The 17,335-nt window shown below is 39.7% G+C and carries 12 protein-coding genes; 5 read left to right on the forward strand and 7 right to left on the reverse strand.

Translation table 11 applies throughout. From position 1 onward, the window contains the following. The 5 genes from H3Z82_RS02280 to H3Z82_RS02300 form a co-directional block, all read left to right on the forward strand. Positions 1 to 831, forward strand: an 831-nt coding sequence (locus H3Z82_RS02280) for a sugar kinase (protein ID WP_182202274.1), incomplete at its 5' end; no start/stop codon positions are given. A 33-nt stretch (positions 832 to 864) separates the two neighbouring features. Continuing rightward, entirely contained in the window at positions 865 to 1,533 is a 669-nt protein-coding gene (locus tag H3Z82_RS02285) for a bifunctional 4-hydroxy-2-oxoglutarate aldolase/2-dehydro-3-deoxy-phosphogluconate aldolase (protein ID WP_182202275.1), read from the forward strand. Between the two features lie 15 nt (positions 1,534 to 1,548). Further along, entirely contained in the window at positions 1,549 to 2,535 is a 987-nt protein-coding gene (locus H3Z82_RS02290; protein ID WP_182202276.1) for a TRAP transporter substrate-binding protein, read from the forward strand. A gap of 60 nt (positions 2,536 to 2,595) precedes the next feature. Next, entirely contained in the window at positions 2,596 to 3,060 is a 465-nt protein-coding gene (locus tag H3Z82_RS02295; protein ID WP_182202277.1) for a TRAP transporter small permease, read from the forward strand. After that, positions 3,060 to 4,355, forward strand: a complete 1,296-nt coding sequence (locus H3Z82_RS02300; protein WP_182202278.1) for a TRAP transporter large permease — start codon at positions 3,060 to 3,062, stop codon at positions 4,353 to 4,355. The genes H3Z82_RS02295 and H3Z82_RS02300 overlap by 1 nt, the downstream gene beginning before the upstream one ends. Before the next feature lie 485 nt (positions 4,356 to 4,840). Here the strand turns inward: H3Z82_RS02300 and H3Z82_RS02305 are convergent, their stop codons facing one another. The 7 genes from H3Z82_RS02305 to H3Z82_RS02335 all read right to left on the reverse strand — a co-directional run bounded on the left by H3Z82_RS02305 (position 4,841) and on the right by H3Z82_RS02335 (position 17,310). Further along, positions 4,841 to 6,118 (reverse strand): IS1380 family transposase, encoded by a 1,278-nt coding sequence (locus H3Z82_RS02305; protein ID WP_182202279.1) that lies wholly within the window; start codon positions 6,116 to 6,118, stop codon positions 4,841 to 4,843. A 741-nt stretch (positions 6,119 to 6,859) separates the two neighbouring features. Beyond that, positions 6,860 to 8,275 carry a TolC family protein gene (locus H3Z82_RS02310; RefSeq protein ID WP_182202280.1) on the reverse strand — a complete coding sequence of 472 codons (1,416 nt, stop codon included), beginning with the start codon at positions 8,273 to 8,275 and terminating at the stop codon, positions 6,860 to 6,862. Between the two features lie 26 nt (positions 8,276 to 8,301). Next, positions 8,302 to 8,970: an ABC transporter ATP-binding protein gene (locus H3Z82_RS02315; RefSeq protein WP_182202281.1), complete on the reverse strand. Its 669-nt coding sequence runs from the start codon at positions 8,968 to 8,970 to the stop codon at positions 8,302 to 8,304. A 226-nt stretch (positions 8,971 to 9,196) separates the two neighbouring features. Beyond that, entirely contained in the window at positions 9,197 to 9,940 is a 744-nt protein-coding gene (locus H3Z82_RS02320; protein ID WP_182202282.1) for a head GIN domain-containing protein, read from the reverse strand. A gap of 10 nt (positions 9,941 to 9,950) precedes the next feature. After that, a complete protein-coding gene (locus H3Z82_RS02325; protein WP_182202283.1) occupies positions 9,951 to 12,371 on the reverse strand; it encodes an ABC transporter permease in 2,421 nt (806 codons plus the stop codon). Between the two features lie 95 nt (positions 12,372 to 12,466). Continuing rightward, a complete protein-coding gene (locus tag H3Z82_RS02330; RefSeq protein ID WP_182202284.1) occupies positions 12,467 to 14,866 on the reverse strand; it encodes an ABC transporter permease in 2,400 nt (799 codons plus the stop codon). A 59-nt stretch (positions 14,867 to 14,925) separates the two neighbouring features. Next, complete coding sequence (locus H3Z82_RS02335) at positions 14,926 to 17,310, reverse strand: ABC transporter permease (RefSeq protein ID WP_182202285.1); 2,385 nt, start codon at positions 17,308 to 17,310, stop codon at positions 14,926 to 14,928. Between the last annotated feature and the right edge of the window lie 25 nt (positions 17,311 to 17,335).

Here is a 17,335-nt window from a genome sequence, read left to right on the forward strand (position 1 = left end):
GCATTGATGGAAATACGTCGACAAAATGTGTCTGCAGAAAACATTATTTATGGCGGTGAACGTTTGGGAATTTATTTTCTAGAAACCGGTGCGGGATTACGTGGCAGTAAAGTGGTCTATGATCGTAATCATTCGGGCATTTCTGACGTTGAAATTGGTGTGATTGATTGGAAAAAGGTCTTTCAAGATGCAAGTGTATTCCATTGGAGCGGACTTACACCAGCTATATCCCAAAATGCAGCTGATGTGTGTTTGGAAGCGGTGAAAGTTGCCAAAGGTATGGGAGTCCTAATTACCACTGACCTAAACTACAGGGCAAAACTTTGGAAATACGGTAAAGCACCTAAAGACATTATGCCAGAACTTTTAAAATACAGCAATGTCATATTGGGAGACCTTGATACCGCTTTCATGATGATCGGAAAAGATAAGGTTAACCCAAACTATAAGGATGCTGACAGTTTACCACAGTTTTATGATCTTTTTTTTGATCAGTATCCTGATTTGAAATATATGGCGACGACCTTGCGATACTCCCGAAGTGCATCCCATCAACAAATAGGTGGTATTTTTTATGATAAAGAAAAATTGTATACCGCAACCGTTAGAGAAATCACACCTGTAGTTGATCGTGTTGGGAGTGGTGATGCCTTTATGGGAGGGATTATTTATGGTCTGGTGCTGGATACGTTTGATCCTCAGTATACGATTAATTTCGCAGTCGCAGCTTGTTGTTTGAAACATACCATTTCGGGTGATTATAACTTGGCCACAAAAGAGGAGGTAGAAGCTCTGGTTAAAGGAGGTCCCTCAGGGATCGTTTCACGATAATTTATAAAAATACGAAAAGAATAATAATAGCTTATGGCACAATTTTCAAGAATAGAAGTCGCAGGTATCATGAAAAAAACAGGATTGGTGCCCTTGTTTTTCAGTCAAGATTTAGAATTGAGCAAGAGTATTCTTAAAGCATGCTATGATGGTGGTGCGCGGTTGTTGGAGTTTACGGCCCGTGGTGATTTTGCTCATGAAGTTTTTGGGGAACTGAACAAGTATGCCATCAAAGAACTACCTGGAATGGTAATGGGTGTTGGATCGGTAACCGATGCGGCGTCAGCTTCCATGTACATGGCATTAGGGGCTAATTTTATTGTTACACCTGTATTTCGTAAGGATATTGCCATCGTTTGTAATAGACGTAAAGTATTGTGGTCTCCAGGATGTGGGTCGTTAACAGAAATTGCAGAAGCGGAAGAAATGGGCTGTGAAATTGTTAAACTTTTCCCTGGCGATAGTTTTGGCGCAAAATTCATAAAGAACATCAAAGGCCCACAGCCATGGACCAATATTATGCCTACAGGAGGTGTGTCCCCTGACCAGGAGAATTTAAAGGAATGGTTTGATGCGGGAGCGACATGCGTAGGCATGGGATCCCAATTAATAACGAAAGACATAGTAAATCAAAAGGATTTTAAGAAGCTGGAAGAGCAGGTCCGATGGACCATTGAGACGATCAAAACCTTGAGGGAATAAATTACAGTTTTGAATATGAAGAAATATAAATATAAATATATGTTATTTGCGATTGTGCTGTTTCTTGGCCTCGTTTCCTGCGAATCGATCAAAAAGACCAAAGCAATCAAGTTGGCCCACGGCCTGGATGAAACACACCCTGTACATAAAGCGATGGTATTCATGGGACAGGAATTGGAAAAGAAATCTGATGGCACTTTAAATATCCACGTTTATCCTAACCAGCAGTTGGGTTCAGAGCGGCAATGTCTGGAACTTTTACAAATTGGAAGTTTGGGAATGACCAAAGTGTCCGCCGCCGTTATGGAGAACTTTTCACCTAATATGAAAGTGTTTGGGCTGCCTTATTTATTTGAAAACCGTGAACAGGCTTTTAGGGTTTTGGATGGCCCCATAGGTAAGGAGCTTTTGGATGGTGGCACAAAGTATTGGTTAAAAGGCTTGGGTTATTATGACGCTGGGAGCAGAAGTTTCTATACCGTTAAAGAACCAATAGAAGAACCAGATGATCTGAAGGGACTAAAGATTCGGGTCATGGAAAGTGTTACAGCTATGAATATGATCAAGAGCATGGGAGGGGCACCTACGCCAATTTCTTCTGGTGAATTATATACTGCTCTACAACAAGGCGTCGTGGATGGGGCTGAAAACAACCCTCCAACATTCTACTTGACAAGGGAGTATGAAGTTTGTAAGTACTTCTCTTTGGATGAACATACTACCATCCCGGATGTGCTCATTATGAGTACACATTTATGGGACTCATTAAATGAAGAAGAGCAAGGGTGGGTGCAAGAGGCTGCAGACGCATCAGTCCAGTACCAAAGAACACTATGGGCTAAGGCTGAAGACGAAGCGATTGCAGCAGTTGAAAAAGCTGGTGTTACGGTCTCAAGACCTGATAAAGCACCTTTTATGGAAAAAGTGACCTCGGTCTATGAGTCTTATAAAGATAACCCTGAAGTATATAGTTTGATCCAAAGGATTCAAGAAACCGATTAGGACAATTTTCACACTGATAATATAAAACTGCACCATTCTTATAAACGATAATCAAATAATATGAAATTCCGAAGAAAAATAGACCTGTATTTAGGTTATATCCTAGCTACCATTATGGGCGTTATGGTTATAAACGTTCTTTGGCAGGTGTTTACAAGATTTGTTATGGGCGATCCAAGTTCATTGACTGATGAACTTGCACGCTACCTTATGATTTGGGTTGGGGTCCTAGGAGCCGCCTACATTTCTGGCAAGAAAATGCACGTTGCCATAGAAGTATTGCCCAACCGTTTAAGTAAGGAGAAACAATTGAAGCTCAAGAGGTTTGTAAACTTTATTATCATTATTTTTTGCTTTACCGCCTTGGTGGTTGGCGGTTTAAGATTGGTCTATATTACCTATGTCCTTGATCAACATTCACCTGCACTGCAGATTCCATTGGCGATGGTTTATGCAATTATACCAGTCAGTGGCGTTTTAATTATCTATTATAAAATTTCAGACATTTACCTTAAACAGTTCTAATGGAGTATTTACCTATTTATGTATTAATAGTCAGTTTTGTCGGATTGTTGCTCATTGGCGTTCCGGTGGCATGGAGTATTGCCATCTCTTCATTATTGACCATGATGACCAGCATTTCCATGCTACCTGCCTTGACTACAGTCTCCCAGCGTATTGCCACGGGATTAGATAGCTTTGCATTGTTGGCCATCCCGTTCTTTGTGCTATCGGGGCAATTAATGAATAAAGGTGGTATTGCACATCGTTTGATTGATTTTGCAAAAACCTTGGTGGGTGCTTTGCCAGGCGGACTGGCACTTATTAACGTAGTGGCTGCTATGCTAATGGGCGCCATTGCGGGATCGGCAATGGCATCGGCATCAGCAATGGGGAGTATTTTGGGGCCGGAAATGGAAAAAGATGGCTATTCAAAAGAATTTGGCGCAGCGGTGAATGTTACTTCCTCAACCCTCGGATTGATTATTCCGCCAAGTAATGTGCTCATCGTATATTCTTTGGCCAGTGGTGGCGTGTCTATCGCTGCACTGTTTTTGGCAGGATACATTCCTGGAATCTTAACAGGTCTTTTTATAATGATTGTGGCTTCGCTATATGCCAAAAAGAAAAAATATAAATTAGGTGAAAGAAGTTCTTTGAAAGAGGTCGCCAAAAAATTTGTAAGTGCTTTTCCAAGTTTGATGCTCTTGGTTGTGGTTATTGGAGGTATTGTGGCAGGGATATTTACAGCAACTGAAGCTTCTGCGATTGCAGTACTCTATACGCTCATTTTAGGGTATTACTATAAAGAAATCAAAACAAAAAACTTACCTCAAATACTTTTGGAATCCGCTGGCACCACAGCTATCGTGATGTTGCTCATTGGAGCCTCAATGAGTATGTCATGGGTCATGTCTTATGAGAATATACCTCAAGATTTAAGCAATCTGTTGTTAGGTCTGAGTGATAACCCAATCGTGATATTACTCATCATTAATATCATGCTGCTTATGGTGGGGATATTTATGGATATGACACCCGCAGTGTTGATATTTACCCCTATATTTTTGCCTATCATCATGACATTGGGCATGGATCCTGTACATTTTGGAATTGTAATGATATTAAATTTATGTATCGGTCTATGTACACCGCCTGTGGGATCGGTTCTCTTTGTGGGAGTAGGAATTGCTAATACCACCATTGAAAAAGTTGTAAGACCACTAATACCACTTTTTGTAGCGATGATTATTGCCTTATTGTTGGTGACTTATATTCCTGCATTGAGCTTATGGTTGCCTGGTTTATTTGATCTCTAAATTATGAAAACAGATTTCCTATATTTGCAATACGAAAGTCAATGGTCTACTTGAAGTTTGAGTTCACAATTCGTCAATATAAACAGAATAAGTAGAAAGCTTGTTCTTATTGGGCTCCATAACTTAGGTTCGAGCCTCAGTCGCGTCCCAAAGTGGATGTACCTAACCTACAAAACCCTACTGATTGAATTTAGTTACAATTTTTTATGGTACATTTCATAAAATCTACTTTTATATCACTCCATAAATCCGCAAGTTCCTAATTTGCTTTTTTAAAACTTATTCTTTCCATCAAAAATCGTCATTTCGAACGGATTTTCAGTTGTTTTTTGAGCACCCATCCTTTTTTTTCTGGCCTGATTTATTTTTGCGAAGCCACCGATCTTTTTAATTTCAATATTCCCAATTCAACGCATTTGGAGTGTCTTAGGGCCACATCAGGGCATGCCTTCCCCCTGATATAGGGCTTTTGGACTTTCCAGGCGCTATGTCAGCAACAAATGGTACGGCTTATCGGTGAACAGTTTGAATATTTTTTGTCGTCCTCTTTTTATCCATTTAAAAGGAACTGTCACAAATCTAAATATGAACTTCTTAATTCTGAAATTGGGTTTTACAAACGATACTTTTTCAGCTATTTTCTTTAAGATCACCAAGTAGAAGTTCCTGCACATGGCGGTCAGGATCATATAGACCGTGTTTTGCTCCAAAAATGAAAAAGGCAGATTTTTCCATCCGAAATCATTGTTCATTTCATCAAATATTTTTTCAGTTGCACCTCTCCGGTTGTAATATTCAATGATCTCCCTGTCGGTGGAAGTCCGGTCATTCGTTGCTATTGCCCTATAGGTGAAGTCGTCCCCAAAAAAAGCATCTGTTTGTCCCGTGCCGTTCCTTTGCCTGCCAACTACATATCTATATGTCCTTTCCCCTCCAAATGGAGTGTAGTCAATACTGCATACCTCCACATCAAATAATTCGATTCGCACAGTTTCCCATTCTTTCATGTCTTTTACCATGTTGGAGAGTTCGCTGCAACGTTGGGCCCTGATATAAAACCTCTGGCTGTTGTCTTCTACTGTTTCCATGACCTCTTTTGTAAATGAACCACAGTCCATTCGGCTCCTGTCAATTTTAATGCGCTTGTCCCTTAACATTGAATATACATCCTTAAGTGTATCGGCCTGTTTGAACTTTACATTGCTGTTACCGTTTCTGTTTTCAATGTACACGATATCCCTGCCAATGCTTGCCACCCCGGGGAAATCGCCCTTTTCCATTTTATAGCCCTTTCTGGAATCATATTTTTCGCAAGGGACGAACTGGTGGTCAAAGTCAAGATCATATGATCTATTGGGCGTCAGGGTCTTTAGTTGCAACAGCATGTCCAGGTTCAGTGCGTTCAGCGTGGCATGCCTGCTGATATCATTTACAGAACCGGACTTGCCGATGTGGACTTCCTTGCCCAGGGATAAGGATTTCTGCAGGCGAAGAAGTGTATCGGCAGAGCAGACCTTGAGGTTTTCAACCTGCAAAAATTCTTCTCTTAGGTTTGTACAGATATCCTCGGCGCAATCTCCACCTGCAAAGATAATTGACCACATATTTTTTATGGCATCACTAAAACTGAACTGGGCCTGTGCCGCGCGTTGCCCAAGGTGTTTTGTGATTAATGCCGGAAGTCCTGAGTTGTCGAACTCGGCTGAAATAAAATTAAGACCACCAAAAGACTTGATATTATCGGAAGAAAGTGTAATTTTCATCTGCAAGGATGTTTTCACCTAAATTGGTGAAAATATTTGAAAGGGGAAAGGCTTTAAGACTCTGGTTTTATTGACTTTTCCTCTTTCTTATTAACATTACTTGCGGATGTTATGAGTTTAACTTCCACGTAAATTGTATGCCAATAAATTTCCCTTCTGATGAGAAAAAGGTTGTAATTTGGCAGAATTTACTATCCTAATTGGTAACTCGTAATTAAAAATGAGAATTGAAGTGATTTACTTTCAATAAAAACATTGGCTTTAAAGTAGCACAATGTCGCACCACGTTGTACTTGAACAAAAAAAGCATCGCAATCATAGAAGGCTTTTAACGCTTATCTTGTAGTTGAAAAAGTACGGGCGGAGTGACTATAACTCCCACTCCCAGTGGCGCCAGACCCTAATTCTAATGTGTCTACCAATTCCAGCACGCCAGCAATTTCAAAATTTTTGGACTTCTATTTGGTTAAGTCTTTAGCTTTGCAATATTATAATTGCCTAAAATTATAGCATAAAGAAACTGAATTTAGCCGAACCATACACGTTCTTTCCCGAAGTGAGACAGTATCGCACAATCCAAAGAAAGTCGAAAAACATCACCAACAATACCTATAATTTTCAAGTAAAACTGATTTTAAGAAAATTGGAATTGTTCATATTTCCTTTTCGGACTACTCTAATTGCAAATCACAACCCTTAATCTCGTTTGTTATAGATCGCCCCAATGAAACGTATCTATTTTCAAATCTTTCCGCGATAATATTCCAAGATTTTAATCCGAAGTGCATATTCATACTTTACATGGGCCAAGTTCGTTTGAGCGTTATCCAAATTATTCTTACTGATGATATACGCCACACTATTAGAAACACCGTTGTTAAAGCGAATCTCATTGATCCGGAAGGATTCGGCGTAAGCGTCCACTTGATCTTGCAACAAATTGTATTTCTCAAAAGCAGATTGCATTGCACTGTACGATTGTTTGATTGATGTTTTAAGGTCCAATTTTATCTGGGCCAAAGCCATTTGAGCTTCTTCCTTTTTTATTTTCTCTAAAGCCACATTATTTTTCGTCTTGAAACCATTTAAAATAGGGATACTGACTAAAACACCTACCGAGGAATTTAGATTGTTGTCAAACTGATCTGAATATGGAATGGGATCACTTGCAAAATTAGTTTCTTGGGTAAAAACAGAATAATCCTGATTATTTATACTCACAAAATCACCAGTTTCAACGATACTCGTTCCTGATTCATTAAAAAGCCGTGCAGCACTCGAATAGTTGGTGTTCAGATTTGCAAAAAGACTTATTTCCGGAACAAATTGGGATTTTGCCACAGCAATAGATTTTTCAGCCGCTTCCAAACTTAGATTCCGAGCTTTTATGGTTGGAAAAACCTGTAATGCCATGTCATAAACATCTTCCGCTGTGTAACCGTAAACATTAAGGTCGACTTGCACATTTAAAGGCGCTGCGGTAATTGTTTCCACCGTATTGACAAGAGCATTTAGATTTGCTAGTTCAACTTCAAGATTGTTCTTACTTTCAGCAATATTGGCTGCATCCAAGGCCAGTTGCCCTTGGAGGTCATGATATTCTGCTGGATTCCCCGATTCCTCCTCGTATAGGCTTCTCAATCGATCCAATTGGCCATAGGTAGTGGTTAATCGGGATTCTGCCAAGGTCACCAAATCTTGTGCGTTTAATACCTGCAAATAGGCCAAAGTGACATTCAAGATCAGTGATTGCCTTCCGGCTTCAACCTCCATCTCGGCAGATTTCAAGTTCAATTTTGCCTTTTTCCATCGGTTAATCAACCTAAAGCCATTGAAAACTACAACATCGAGCCCTAAATTGGCGTTAGAAAAAGTAAGCTCCTGATTAACGATCCCGTTGGTAAAAGGATCAATACTTCTACCGTTTGAAACGCCTAAATTATACAATCCATTGACACTCGGCAAAACGGCATTTTTTTGTTGCTTGAAATTCACATCCCAAGTTTCCCTACTTAGTTTTGTGGTTTTGAGATCCAGATTGTTTTCAATTGCCAAGCCAATACACTCCTCAAGCGTACGAGCCGTTCTTTCTTGAGTTTGTGCAAAAAGAAAGAGAGTAGATGAAAAATAGAGTCCTATGAATAATTTAATTGTCATGATTTTTATGATTAATAATTTGTGTCCTAAGTGTTATCCCGTCTTCCATCCAAGAGATGTAAAATCCGAGATCCATAAGCGGCATTGCTTTCAGAATGTGTGGCCTGAATAATGGTAACACCTTCTTGATTGAGTTCTTTAAAAAGCTGCATAATCTCCTCACTCTGTTTTGAGTTTAGGTTTCCCGTGGGTTCATCAGCTAAAATTAGTTTAGGCTTAGTAATCAAGGCCCGTGCGATTCCCACCAATTGCTGCTGCCCACCACTCAGCTGGTTGGGAAACAGATCCTTTTTCCCAACAATATTGAATCGGTCCAACATATCGGCAACCAAAGCTTTACGTTCAGATGATTTTATATTTTTATAAAGCAAAGGCGTTTCAATATTTTCATATACCGTCAGTTCATCAATGAGATGGTAAGCCTGAAATACAAAACCGATATATTCCTTGTACAGCTTAGAGCGTTCTTTATCTTTCATGGTGTGTACAGGCTGCTCCAAAAAGTTGTATTCACCTTCTTGAAATCCGTCCAACATGCCTATAACGTTGAGTAAGGTCGATTTCCCCGACCCAGATGGACCCATTATAGAGATGAATTCACCCTCTTCCACTTTGAAGTTCAGATCACTCAGAAGATAAATACGTTTGCCACCTTGTGTGACCCATTTGAATATGTTTTTAAGTTCTAATAACATGACTGTGTTTTTAATTGGTTATTATTTATCGATAATATTTATTTTCTATTGGCATTTTGAGTGCCTATGGTCTATAGGGATCCCTTTAGACCTATTCCTAAGATTTGTAAACACGAAGCTTAAGGGTAGTAATCAAAGTGTTTTAAAAATCACTGCTCACTGCCTACCGTTGACTACTTACTGCGGACTGATACCCTTCCCCCTGAGTAAGCATCCCCCTTTGGGGTTAGGGGATTTTCCTAATTCTCAAACCACCTATATTTAAACCTTTATTAATTTCAGCACCTCCTTTATATTCAAGAGAGGCTTCGCCGTAAGATGTGATTTTGATTCTTTTTGAAGCATTAATTTTGAACTCCGCTTCGCCATAGGCCGTGATTTTCGTTTCTTCGTTTGTTATGGCAAGAGCATTCACTTTGCTTTCGCCATAAGCAGTATATTTTTGATGCTGGATAGTTCCAGATTTGATTTCCAATTCACTCTCACCATAAATAGTAGTGTGAAGGTTATTTAAATTAACAGCGTTTAGAATTATGTGGGATTCTCCATAAATTTTTAGGCCGAATTTATTTCCCTCTAAAACGCTTTTACAAACAAGGGTTTCTTCTCCCCGAACTGAAAGTTCATCTAAAATCTTATAAGTAATTGTCGCACTGACGATGGTACCCTTATAAATTGGACGCTTCATTTTCATCCCATTCTCTTCAAAGGTTTCCTGTTTCGTGGTTTCTTTAGCACCCTCAAGATAGATGCGAAGCGTTTTGCCATTGACTTCAATATTGAGTTTTTTTTCGTCCACATGGTTGCTTTCAATAGTTACCGTTTCGTTATCACTTTCCACCAAAGTAACTTGTATGTGCGGACTTATAATTACTTTATCAAAATGCCCTACGGTCTTTACATTTTGAGAAACCGCTGTTTCAATACATGATAAAGTGAGTGCTACTAAAATGAAAATCAATCTTACCATAGTTTTATATTTATTCTGTTTTTAAACTTTCTACTGGATTTTTCAAGGCAGCCTGTATGGTGCGGAAACTAATTGTCAACACTGCAATGATGAGTGCCATTACACCTGCCGCTAAGAATATCCATAAATTTAAGTCGATGCGATACACATAGTTTTCGAGCCATTTTGAAGTCGCATACCAAGCGATGGGCGTGGCAATGAGAAAAGCTATACCTACTAATTTCAAGAAATCTTTGGTCAACAAAACGGTAATAGTGGATACACTAGCACCAACCACTTTTCGGATGCCAATCTCCTTTCGCCTTTGTGAAACAACCAATAATGAAATTGCAAAAAGTCCGATGCAACTTAAAATGATTGCTAAGATGGAACCACTAGAAATCATCGTTGTCATATGGCGTTCCCTCTTTAAAGTCCTATCTATGTTTTCATCTAAAAATGAACCCAAAAACTCCGTGTCTGGCTCTATCTTGTTCCAAACCTTTCTAACGCCAGCATAAGTATCGGCAAGATTATTAGGAACGACCTTCACATAGACATAACCCATAGGCGATTCACCATCCATAAATAAAGTAAGAGGTTGCACACCTCGGCTTAATGACTCGAAATTAAAGTTCTTTACTATTCCTATCACAGAGTATTTGATGGAATCTCCTAAGAATAAATTAGCATTTAGCGGGTTCTCCTCCCCCAACTCTTTCACCATAGCTTCATTGATCATCACCGAAAGACTGTCGGATGCATATTTTCTATTGAAACTTCGACCTTCCAGAAGTTCGATGTCTAAAGTTTCGGCGTAATCATAATCTACAGAAATTAAATGAGTAGATACTTGCCTGTTTTTATAGTCAAAACCTAAGACACTTCTCATTCGACTGCCGTCTCGTCCCAGTCCAAAGTTATTATCAGCAGCACTTACACTTAGAATATTCGGATCAGTGGAAAACTCATTTCTTAAAAGTTGCAGTACATTATTTGGATCCTGTTTTGTATTTATGGGGAAGGAAATCACTTGTTCTTTATTAAACCCAAGATCCTTATTTCTTAAATAATCCAACTGTTGCCACAACACGATTGTCCCGCTAATCAAAATAATAGCAATACTGAATTGGACGACCATTAAAACATTTCGGAGTCTGTTATTGCCATTTACTTTCAGCTTAGCTTTCAGGGCTTGCAAAGTGTCCATTCTACTCATCATAAACGCAGGATAGCCGCCTGCAATCAAGGTAATTAGCAAAACACAGAGAATAGCTCCGAAAACTATCAACGGATTGGAAATAGAACTAAAAGACGCACTGGTATTAAAAAGGGTCTGGAAAGGTTTTAATAAGGTGAAGGCAAGAAATCCTCCCAAAACCACCGCGACGATAAAAACTATAACACTTTCTCCCCAAAACTGAATAAACAACTGGGACTTTCCAGCCCCTAAAGTTTTCCGCATTCCTATTTCACGTAAACGTTGGGCACTTTTGGCGAGGCTCATATTGATGAAATTGACACTCGCAATAAACAGGATTAGGAAAGCGATACCGAGTACAATATACTGTAGCGTCTTGTTCACAGAAAGAAGGCCATCCTTGATAACTACAAAACTCTGATCTTCTACGGGAAGTAATTTTATTTGTCTGAAATTCCCTTTTGCATCTGCTTGAGCCCCGTCACGTTTGGCATTGGCAATATTTTCCGCATAATGTAAGGCAGAAAAATCTTTTGTCGACTTTTCAAATTGAGCGGGACTAATACCATTGGCTAACTTCATATAAACTGCATGGTTATGAGCGCTCCAATTATTTAAGTTGTTCTTATAAAAGCTATCTGGCAAATTTTTGATGTTTACAATCACATCCACATCCATACTACTGGCGGCGGGAATATTTTCAAAAACAGCCGATATGCCAACTGGAACGTTTTCTCCTTCACTTTGAACCATAACTGTTTTCCCTATTGGCATTTCCTTTCCAAAAATTGCAGTGGCTACTTTTCGAGAAATCACGATAGAAAGTTTTTCTGAAATAGGATTGGTTTTATTGCCCTCCACTATTGGAAATGAGAAAATATCAAAATACTCTGGGTCCACCCCAGCGGAAGTAACTTGAAAGGTTTCCCCATCATAGGTTAGAAGTGTTCCTCCAGTTACATACCTCGATATCTTATCCACGCCCGGTACTTCCTCTCTTAAAGCGTCGGCAAAAGGAATAGGATTAGTCTCACTTGATTCTGTGCCCTTGGCGGTTTGCTCGTCAGTATAAACTTTATAAATAGAGCCGATATTCTCATGGAATCGATCATAAGACAATTCAAACAAGGCATACATGCTCAATAAAAATGCAATTCCAAAGGCAGTGGTTAATCCGATAATATTCAGGGCCGTAAAAGTTCTATCCTTCCAAAGATTCCGAAATGCGATTTTGATATAATTACGTATCATTTCTTTATTATTATTTATTCTCTATTACTAATGTTATTATTTATTGCTATTTATTGTTGCTCTTTTGGTTTTGTTTCTGCTTAATTATCAGATGGTTATTCTATCCTGAGGCTTTTTGCTGGGTTGGCAACTGCAGCTTTGATCGCTTGAAAACTTACCGTAAGCAATGCAATACACATGGCCGCCAATCCTGCAAAAGCAAAGACCCACCAACTAATCTCAGTGCGATAAGCAAAATCCAATAACCATTTATGCATGAACCAATAAGCAACGGGCGCAGCGATCACGAATGCCACCAGAACCAATTTCAAAAAGTCTTTGGACAGTAATTGTGTGATTCCTGAAACCGTCGCACCCAAAACCTTCCTGACACCAATTTCCTTTCTACGTTGTTCTGCGGTAAATGCTGCCAAACCAAATAGGCCTAGACAAGCAATAAAAATGGCCAAGGCTGAAAAAATTGTCGCCATACTTGCGGTTTTTTCTTCGGAAGCATATAACTGCGCTACATGTCTATCAACAAACTGATAATCAAATGCTGTATTTGGCAAGGATTCGTTGAAAGTTGCTTGCAATTGTCCGATAAATTGAGATAAATCTTGCGAGTTGTAGCGCACTAAAAGCATACGGATCCCTTCAGGAGCCTTACGCGATTTGTAATACATGTAGCCCCCAACATCGTCCTTGAGCGAATTGAAATTAAAGTTCTCCACCACGCCAGTGATTATTGCACGTGGACCGAGTTCGGTGTGAATTATTTTTCCAACCGCCTCATCAGGCGTTTTATAACCTAAATAATCAAGAATCTTTTCATTGATCAAGGTATAGATGACGGAATCGCCCTTGGCAATAGTTTCCGGTAATTCATTTCCAGCCAGTATATTGAGTTTTAAGGTTTGGACAATATTGCCATCTGTACGGCAACTGGCTATAGGCATTCCCGTATTGTCAGTGGCCAATTTGCGTACTGCTCGCCCACTCTCGTTGGCTCCCGGCATGGATTGCACGGCTGAAATGCTTTCAATATTTACCTGGCTTTCCAACCCTTTCATCAAGCTTTCAATCTGTTGCCCAGTTTCAGCAGATTTCACCGAAACAGCAATGATGCCATTGGGATCGTAACCCAAATTTTTATTCTTGATAAATGACATCTGCTGAAGGATAATTGTCACCGCAATGATCAGGACGATGGAAGCTGCGAATTGAAAGACTACGAGTCCCTTACGTACAAATTCAGAAGCTGATCCTTTTTTCTTGGATTTGTTTACCAAAATAAGTGGTGAAATTCCCGACATGGAAATGGCCGGATAACTGCCAGCAATGAGCGTGACCAGAATCCAGATAATCAATAATCCGATTAAAATTGGAGCGGCCAACAAATCCTGAAAGTCAAGTGCGTTGCCCGTAATACTCTTAAATAAAGGCAGCACCAAAAAAGAGACCCCATAACCAATGACAATGGATAAAAACACCATAATGCCCGTTTCCACATAAAACAACGAAAGCATCTGGCGTCGGTTGGCACCCAAAACTTTATTCATTCCGATGCCTTTCGCCCGTTTTTGGGAATTAGCGGTGGCAAGGTTCATATAATTTATACACGCTATAAAAAGCACCAGCAAGGAAAGAAAGAGAAGGCTTTTAATGGTGGTAATATTACCGAGTTTTGTAGAATACCCTTCTCTTACATTGGCCGAATAGAGATGAATTTCTGTTAGCGGCTGCAGAAAGAATTTCGTGAAATACTGGCCTTCCTTATCAACATGTTTATCGATTAAAGCTGTTGCCTGTTTTTCAATTTCGGAAACATCTGCATTAGGTTCAAGTTGCACGTAGGTTTCATAACTGGCATTGCTCCAATACACATTGGTACCCATCCACGAATCCATGATATTATAGACCATATCAAAGTCCATCACACTGTTTTTGGGCAAATCGGCATAAATACCCGACACCTGTAATGTATCATTATTATTCACAGTGATAAGCTGCCCCAACGCTTCTTGATTGCCAAAGAAACGTTTTTTGGTTGCGAGCGAAAGCACGATAGATTTAGGTTTTGAAAACGCAGTGGCGACGTCTCCTTCCAAAAATTTAAAATCAAACATTTTAAAGATGGTAGAGTCTGCCAAATACAGGTTGTTTTCAGAATAATTTTTATCCCCGATCTTAAGGGAGGCCGTCGTGCCAAAATCATCCTTAATGAGTCGCGTCACCCTTTTAACCTGAGAAATATTCTGTGCAATTGCCGGACCTACGGCGTTGGGCATAGTCGCCCAAGTTTCAAAATCGTATTCTTCCGTAGTCTCCATATTCACCCGATAGATCTGTTCAGCATTTGAATACATCTTGTCAAAGCCGAGTTCGGTATTCACGAAAGAAAACAGAATAATACACACACATAGACCGATGGCCAAACCAGCAATGTTCAGCACGGTGAAAAGTTTATTGGCGCGAATGTTACGCCAGGCTATTTTGAAATAATTTCTGATCATAATTTTATATTTTCTCAGACCTAACAGGTTTTTGAAACCTGTTAGGTCTCATTGGTATCTTATTCAGTCCGTAAACTCTTTACGGGATTTGCTATTGCCGCTTTTATTGCCTGAAAACTTACCGTTAAAAAAGCAATCAGCAATCCTATTGCACCTGCCAATAAAAATAGGTCATAGGGCATCCTAATTTTGAAGGCGAAACCTTGTAACCAGCCAGTCATAAAATACCAAGCCAATGGTGCCGCAATGATTATGGCAATAACCACCAATCTTAAAAAATCAGATGTAAGCATTGCGGTTACTTGGGTTATAGATGCGCCAAGTACTTTCCGTATGCCAATTTCCTTTTGTCGTTGCATTGCTGTAAATACCGAAAGACCAAACAGACCCAAACAAGAAACCATAATTGTAATGGCCGAAAAAATATTTAATATCGTGGCGGTGCGTTTTTCAGATTTATATAAAGCAGCATAAGCATCGTCAAGAAACGTATAGTTCAAGGTCTTGTCTGGATATAGCGATTGCCATGTTTTTTCAATTTCCGAAATGGTTAGGGTTGGATTTCCTCCTGCGGTTTTGACCAGAATTTCTCCAAAGTAGTCGTATTCAACAAAAATCGCAATAGGACTTATTTTTTCGTGTAAGGAGGTAAAGTTGAAATCCTGCAACACCGCCTTTATAAAACCTTGTCTACCGTTAATATTTGCAGGTTGACCAATTGCTGTTTCCGCCGTAAGTCCTAAGTTCTCCACAGCCTTTTCATTCAGCATGAAAGCATATTGCCGATTTTCATTTGGTTCAATTTTGACCAGTTTTTCATCAGAAAGCGTGAAATCCGTGCCAGCCAGAATTTTAATTCCTAACGTAGAAACAAAATCCTTGTCCACAGGAACTGCGGTAATGGACATATCGTCCTCAAGACCCGTACCAACGCTGATGGTGTAGCCTCCTTGAACATTAACCGGTGCATCGTAAGCTGCAGTTACTGAACTAATGGTCTCGTTTTTTCGAAGTTCCGATTGTACAGTTGCCAATTCCCCTGATGTTACGTTTGACGCATCAAGCATGATCACATTGTTTCTGTTCAATCCAGTATCTGTATGTTGGATAAAATACAGTTGTTTTTTTGTCACCAATGTGGCCATTATAAAGGCGATGGAAATGGTGAACTGAAAAACCACTAACGACTTTCTCAACAATGCTGTACTTCCAAAAGATAAGTTCTTTCCTTTAAGGGCAAGTACAGGTTTGAATTTTGAAAGCACCAAGGCTGGCCAAGCCCCTGCAACGCTTGTGACAAGCACAAAAAGTGTAATTATAAGTCCCACAAAATAGGTCAAGTTCCAAGACTGAGTTCCAATTTCTGCATTGGCGACATTTCCGAAGGCTGGCAATAACAAGAAGGCCAATAGGACGCCGAGAATGATAGAAAGCCCTGTTATGATTGCCGATTCTGCCAAAAATTGAAAAATAAGATTTACTCGTGCTGCACCAAGGGTTTTACGAATGCCAATTTCTTTGAGACGTTCTGACGCCTTTGCGGTCATCAGGTTTGCAAAATTGATACAGGCAATAAGCAGCAACAAGATAGCGATCCCGCTAAAAATGTAGATATAGGTCAAAGCGTTGCCCGAACTGATCTCAGAATGCAAATGAACACGCGTAATTGGTTCAAGACCTATCCACATTTTATACCCAGAAGCATAATCGTCTGAAAACAAGTAATTTGTATATTGATTTAGTTTCTTCTGCACCGCTTCCATTTGTGAAGCCTTGTGAAGCAATAGAAACGACCAATCATTGGCAGAATTCCAAGTTTCAGTTTTTGACCTTTCGCTGGAACCGTATGCTCCGATGAGATCAAACTGAAGCGTTGAATAGGTAGGTATATCGTCAATCACACCACTTATTTTCCAGCTTTTGTTATCGATTTCCACCAGTTGTCCCAAGGCTTTTCGATTGCCAAAATATTTTTGTGCAGTGGTCTTCGTCAAGACCAAATGGTTCGGCTGTTTTAGAGCGTCTTCGGGATTACCTTCAAGAAAATTGAAGCTGAAAATGTTAAAAAATGAGGCATCGGCGATGGCCATGTTTTTCTCATTAAAATTTTGATTGCCGACCAAAACTTCCCGATTATTGAATCGGTAAAATCTGGCGCCTTCTTCCACCTCGGAAAATTCGCGCTTTGCAACAGGCACAACAGCAGTAGGGGTTACTTGGCTCCGTTCTGCAGTAATGTCCGATGGAGACTGGTAGTTGAAATTCGCAAATACGATTCGGTCTGCTTTATCATGAAAGGTATCATACCGAAGTTCATTCAAAATATAGGTCGCCAACAACAAAAAACAAGCAACACCGAGAATAAGCCCAAACAAACTCAGACCGGTGGTGAGCTTATTTCTAAGCAGATTTCTATATGCGATTTTAAAATAATTTCTGATCATAATATTGTGTTCTAAAGACCTCACA

This window comes from Gelidibacter maritimus (assembly GCF_014062315.1).
Lineage (GTDB): Bacteria > Bacteroidota > Bacteroidia > Flavobacteriales > Flavobacteriaceae > Gelidibacter > Gelidibacter maritimus.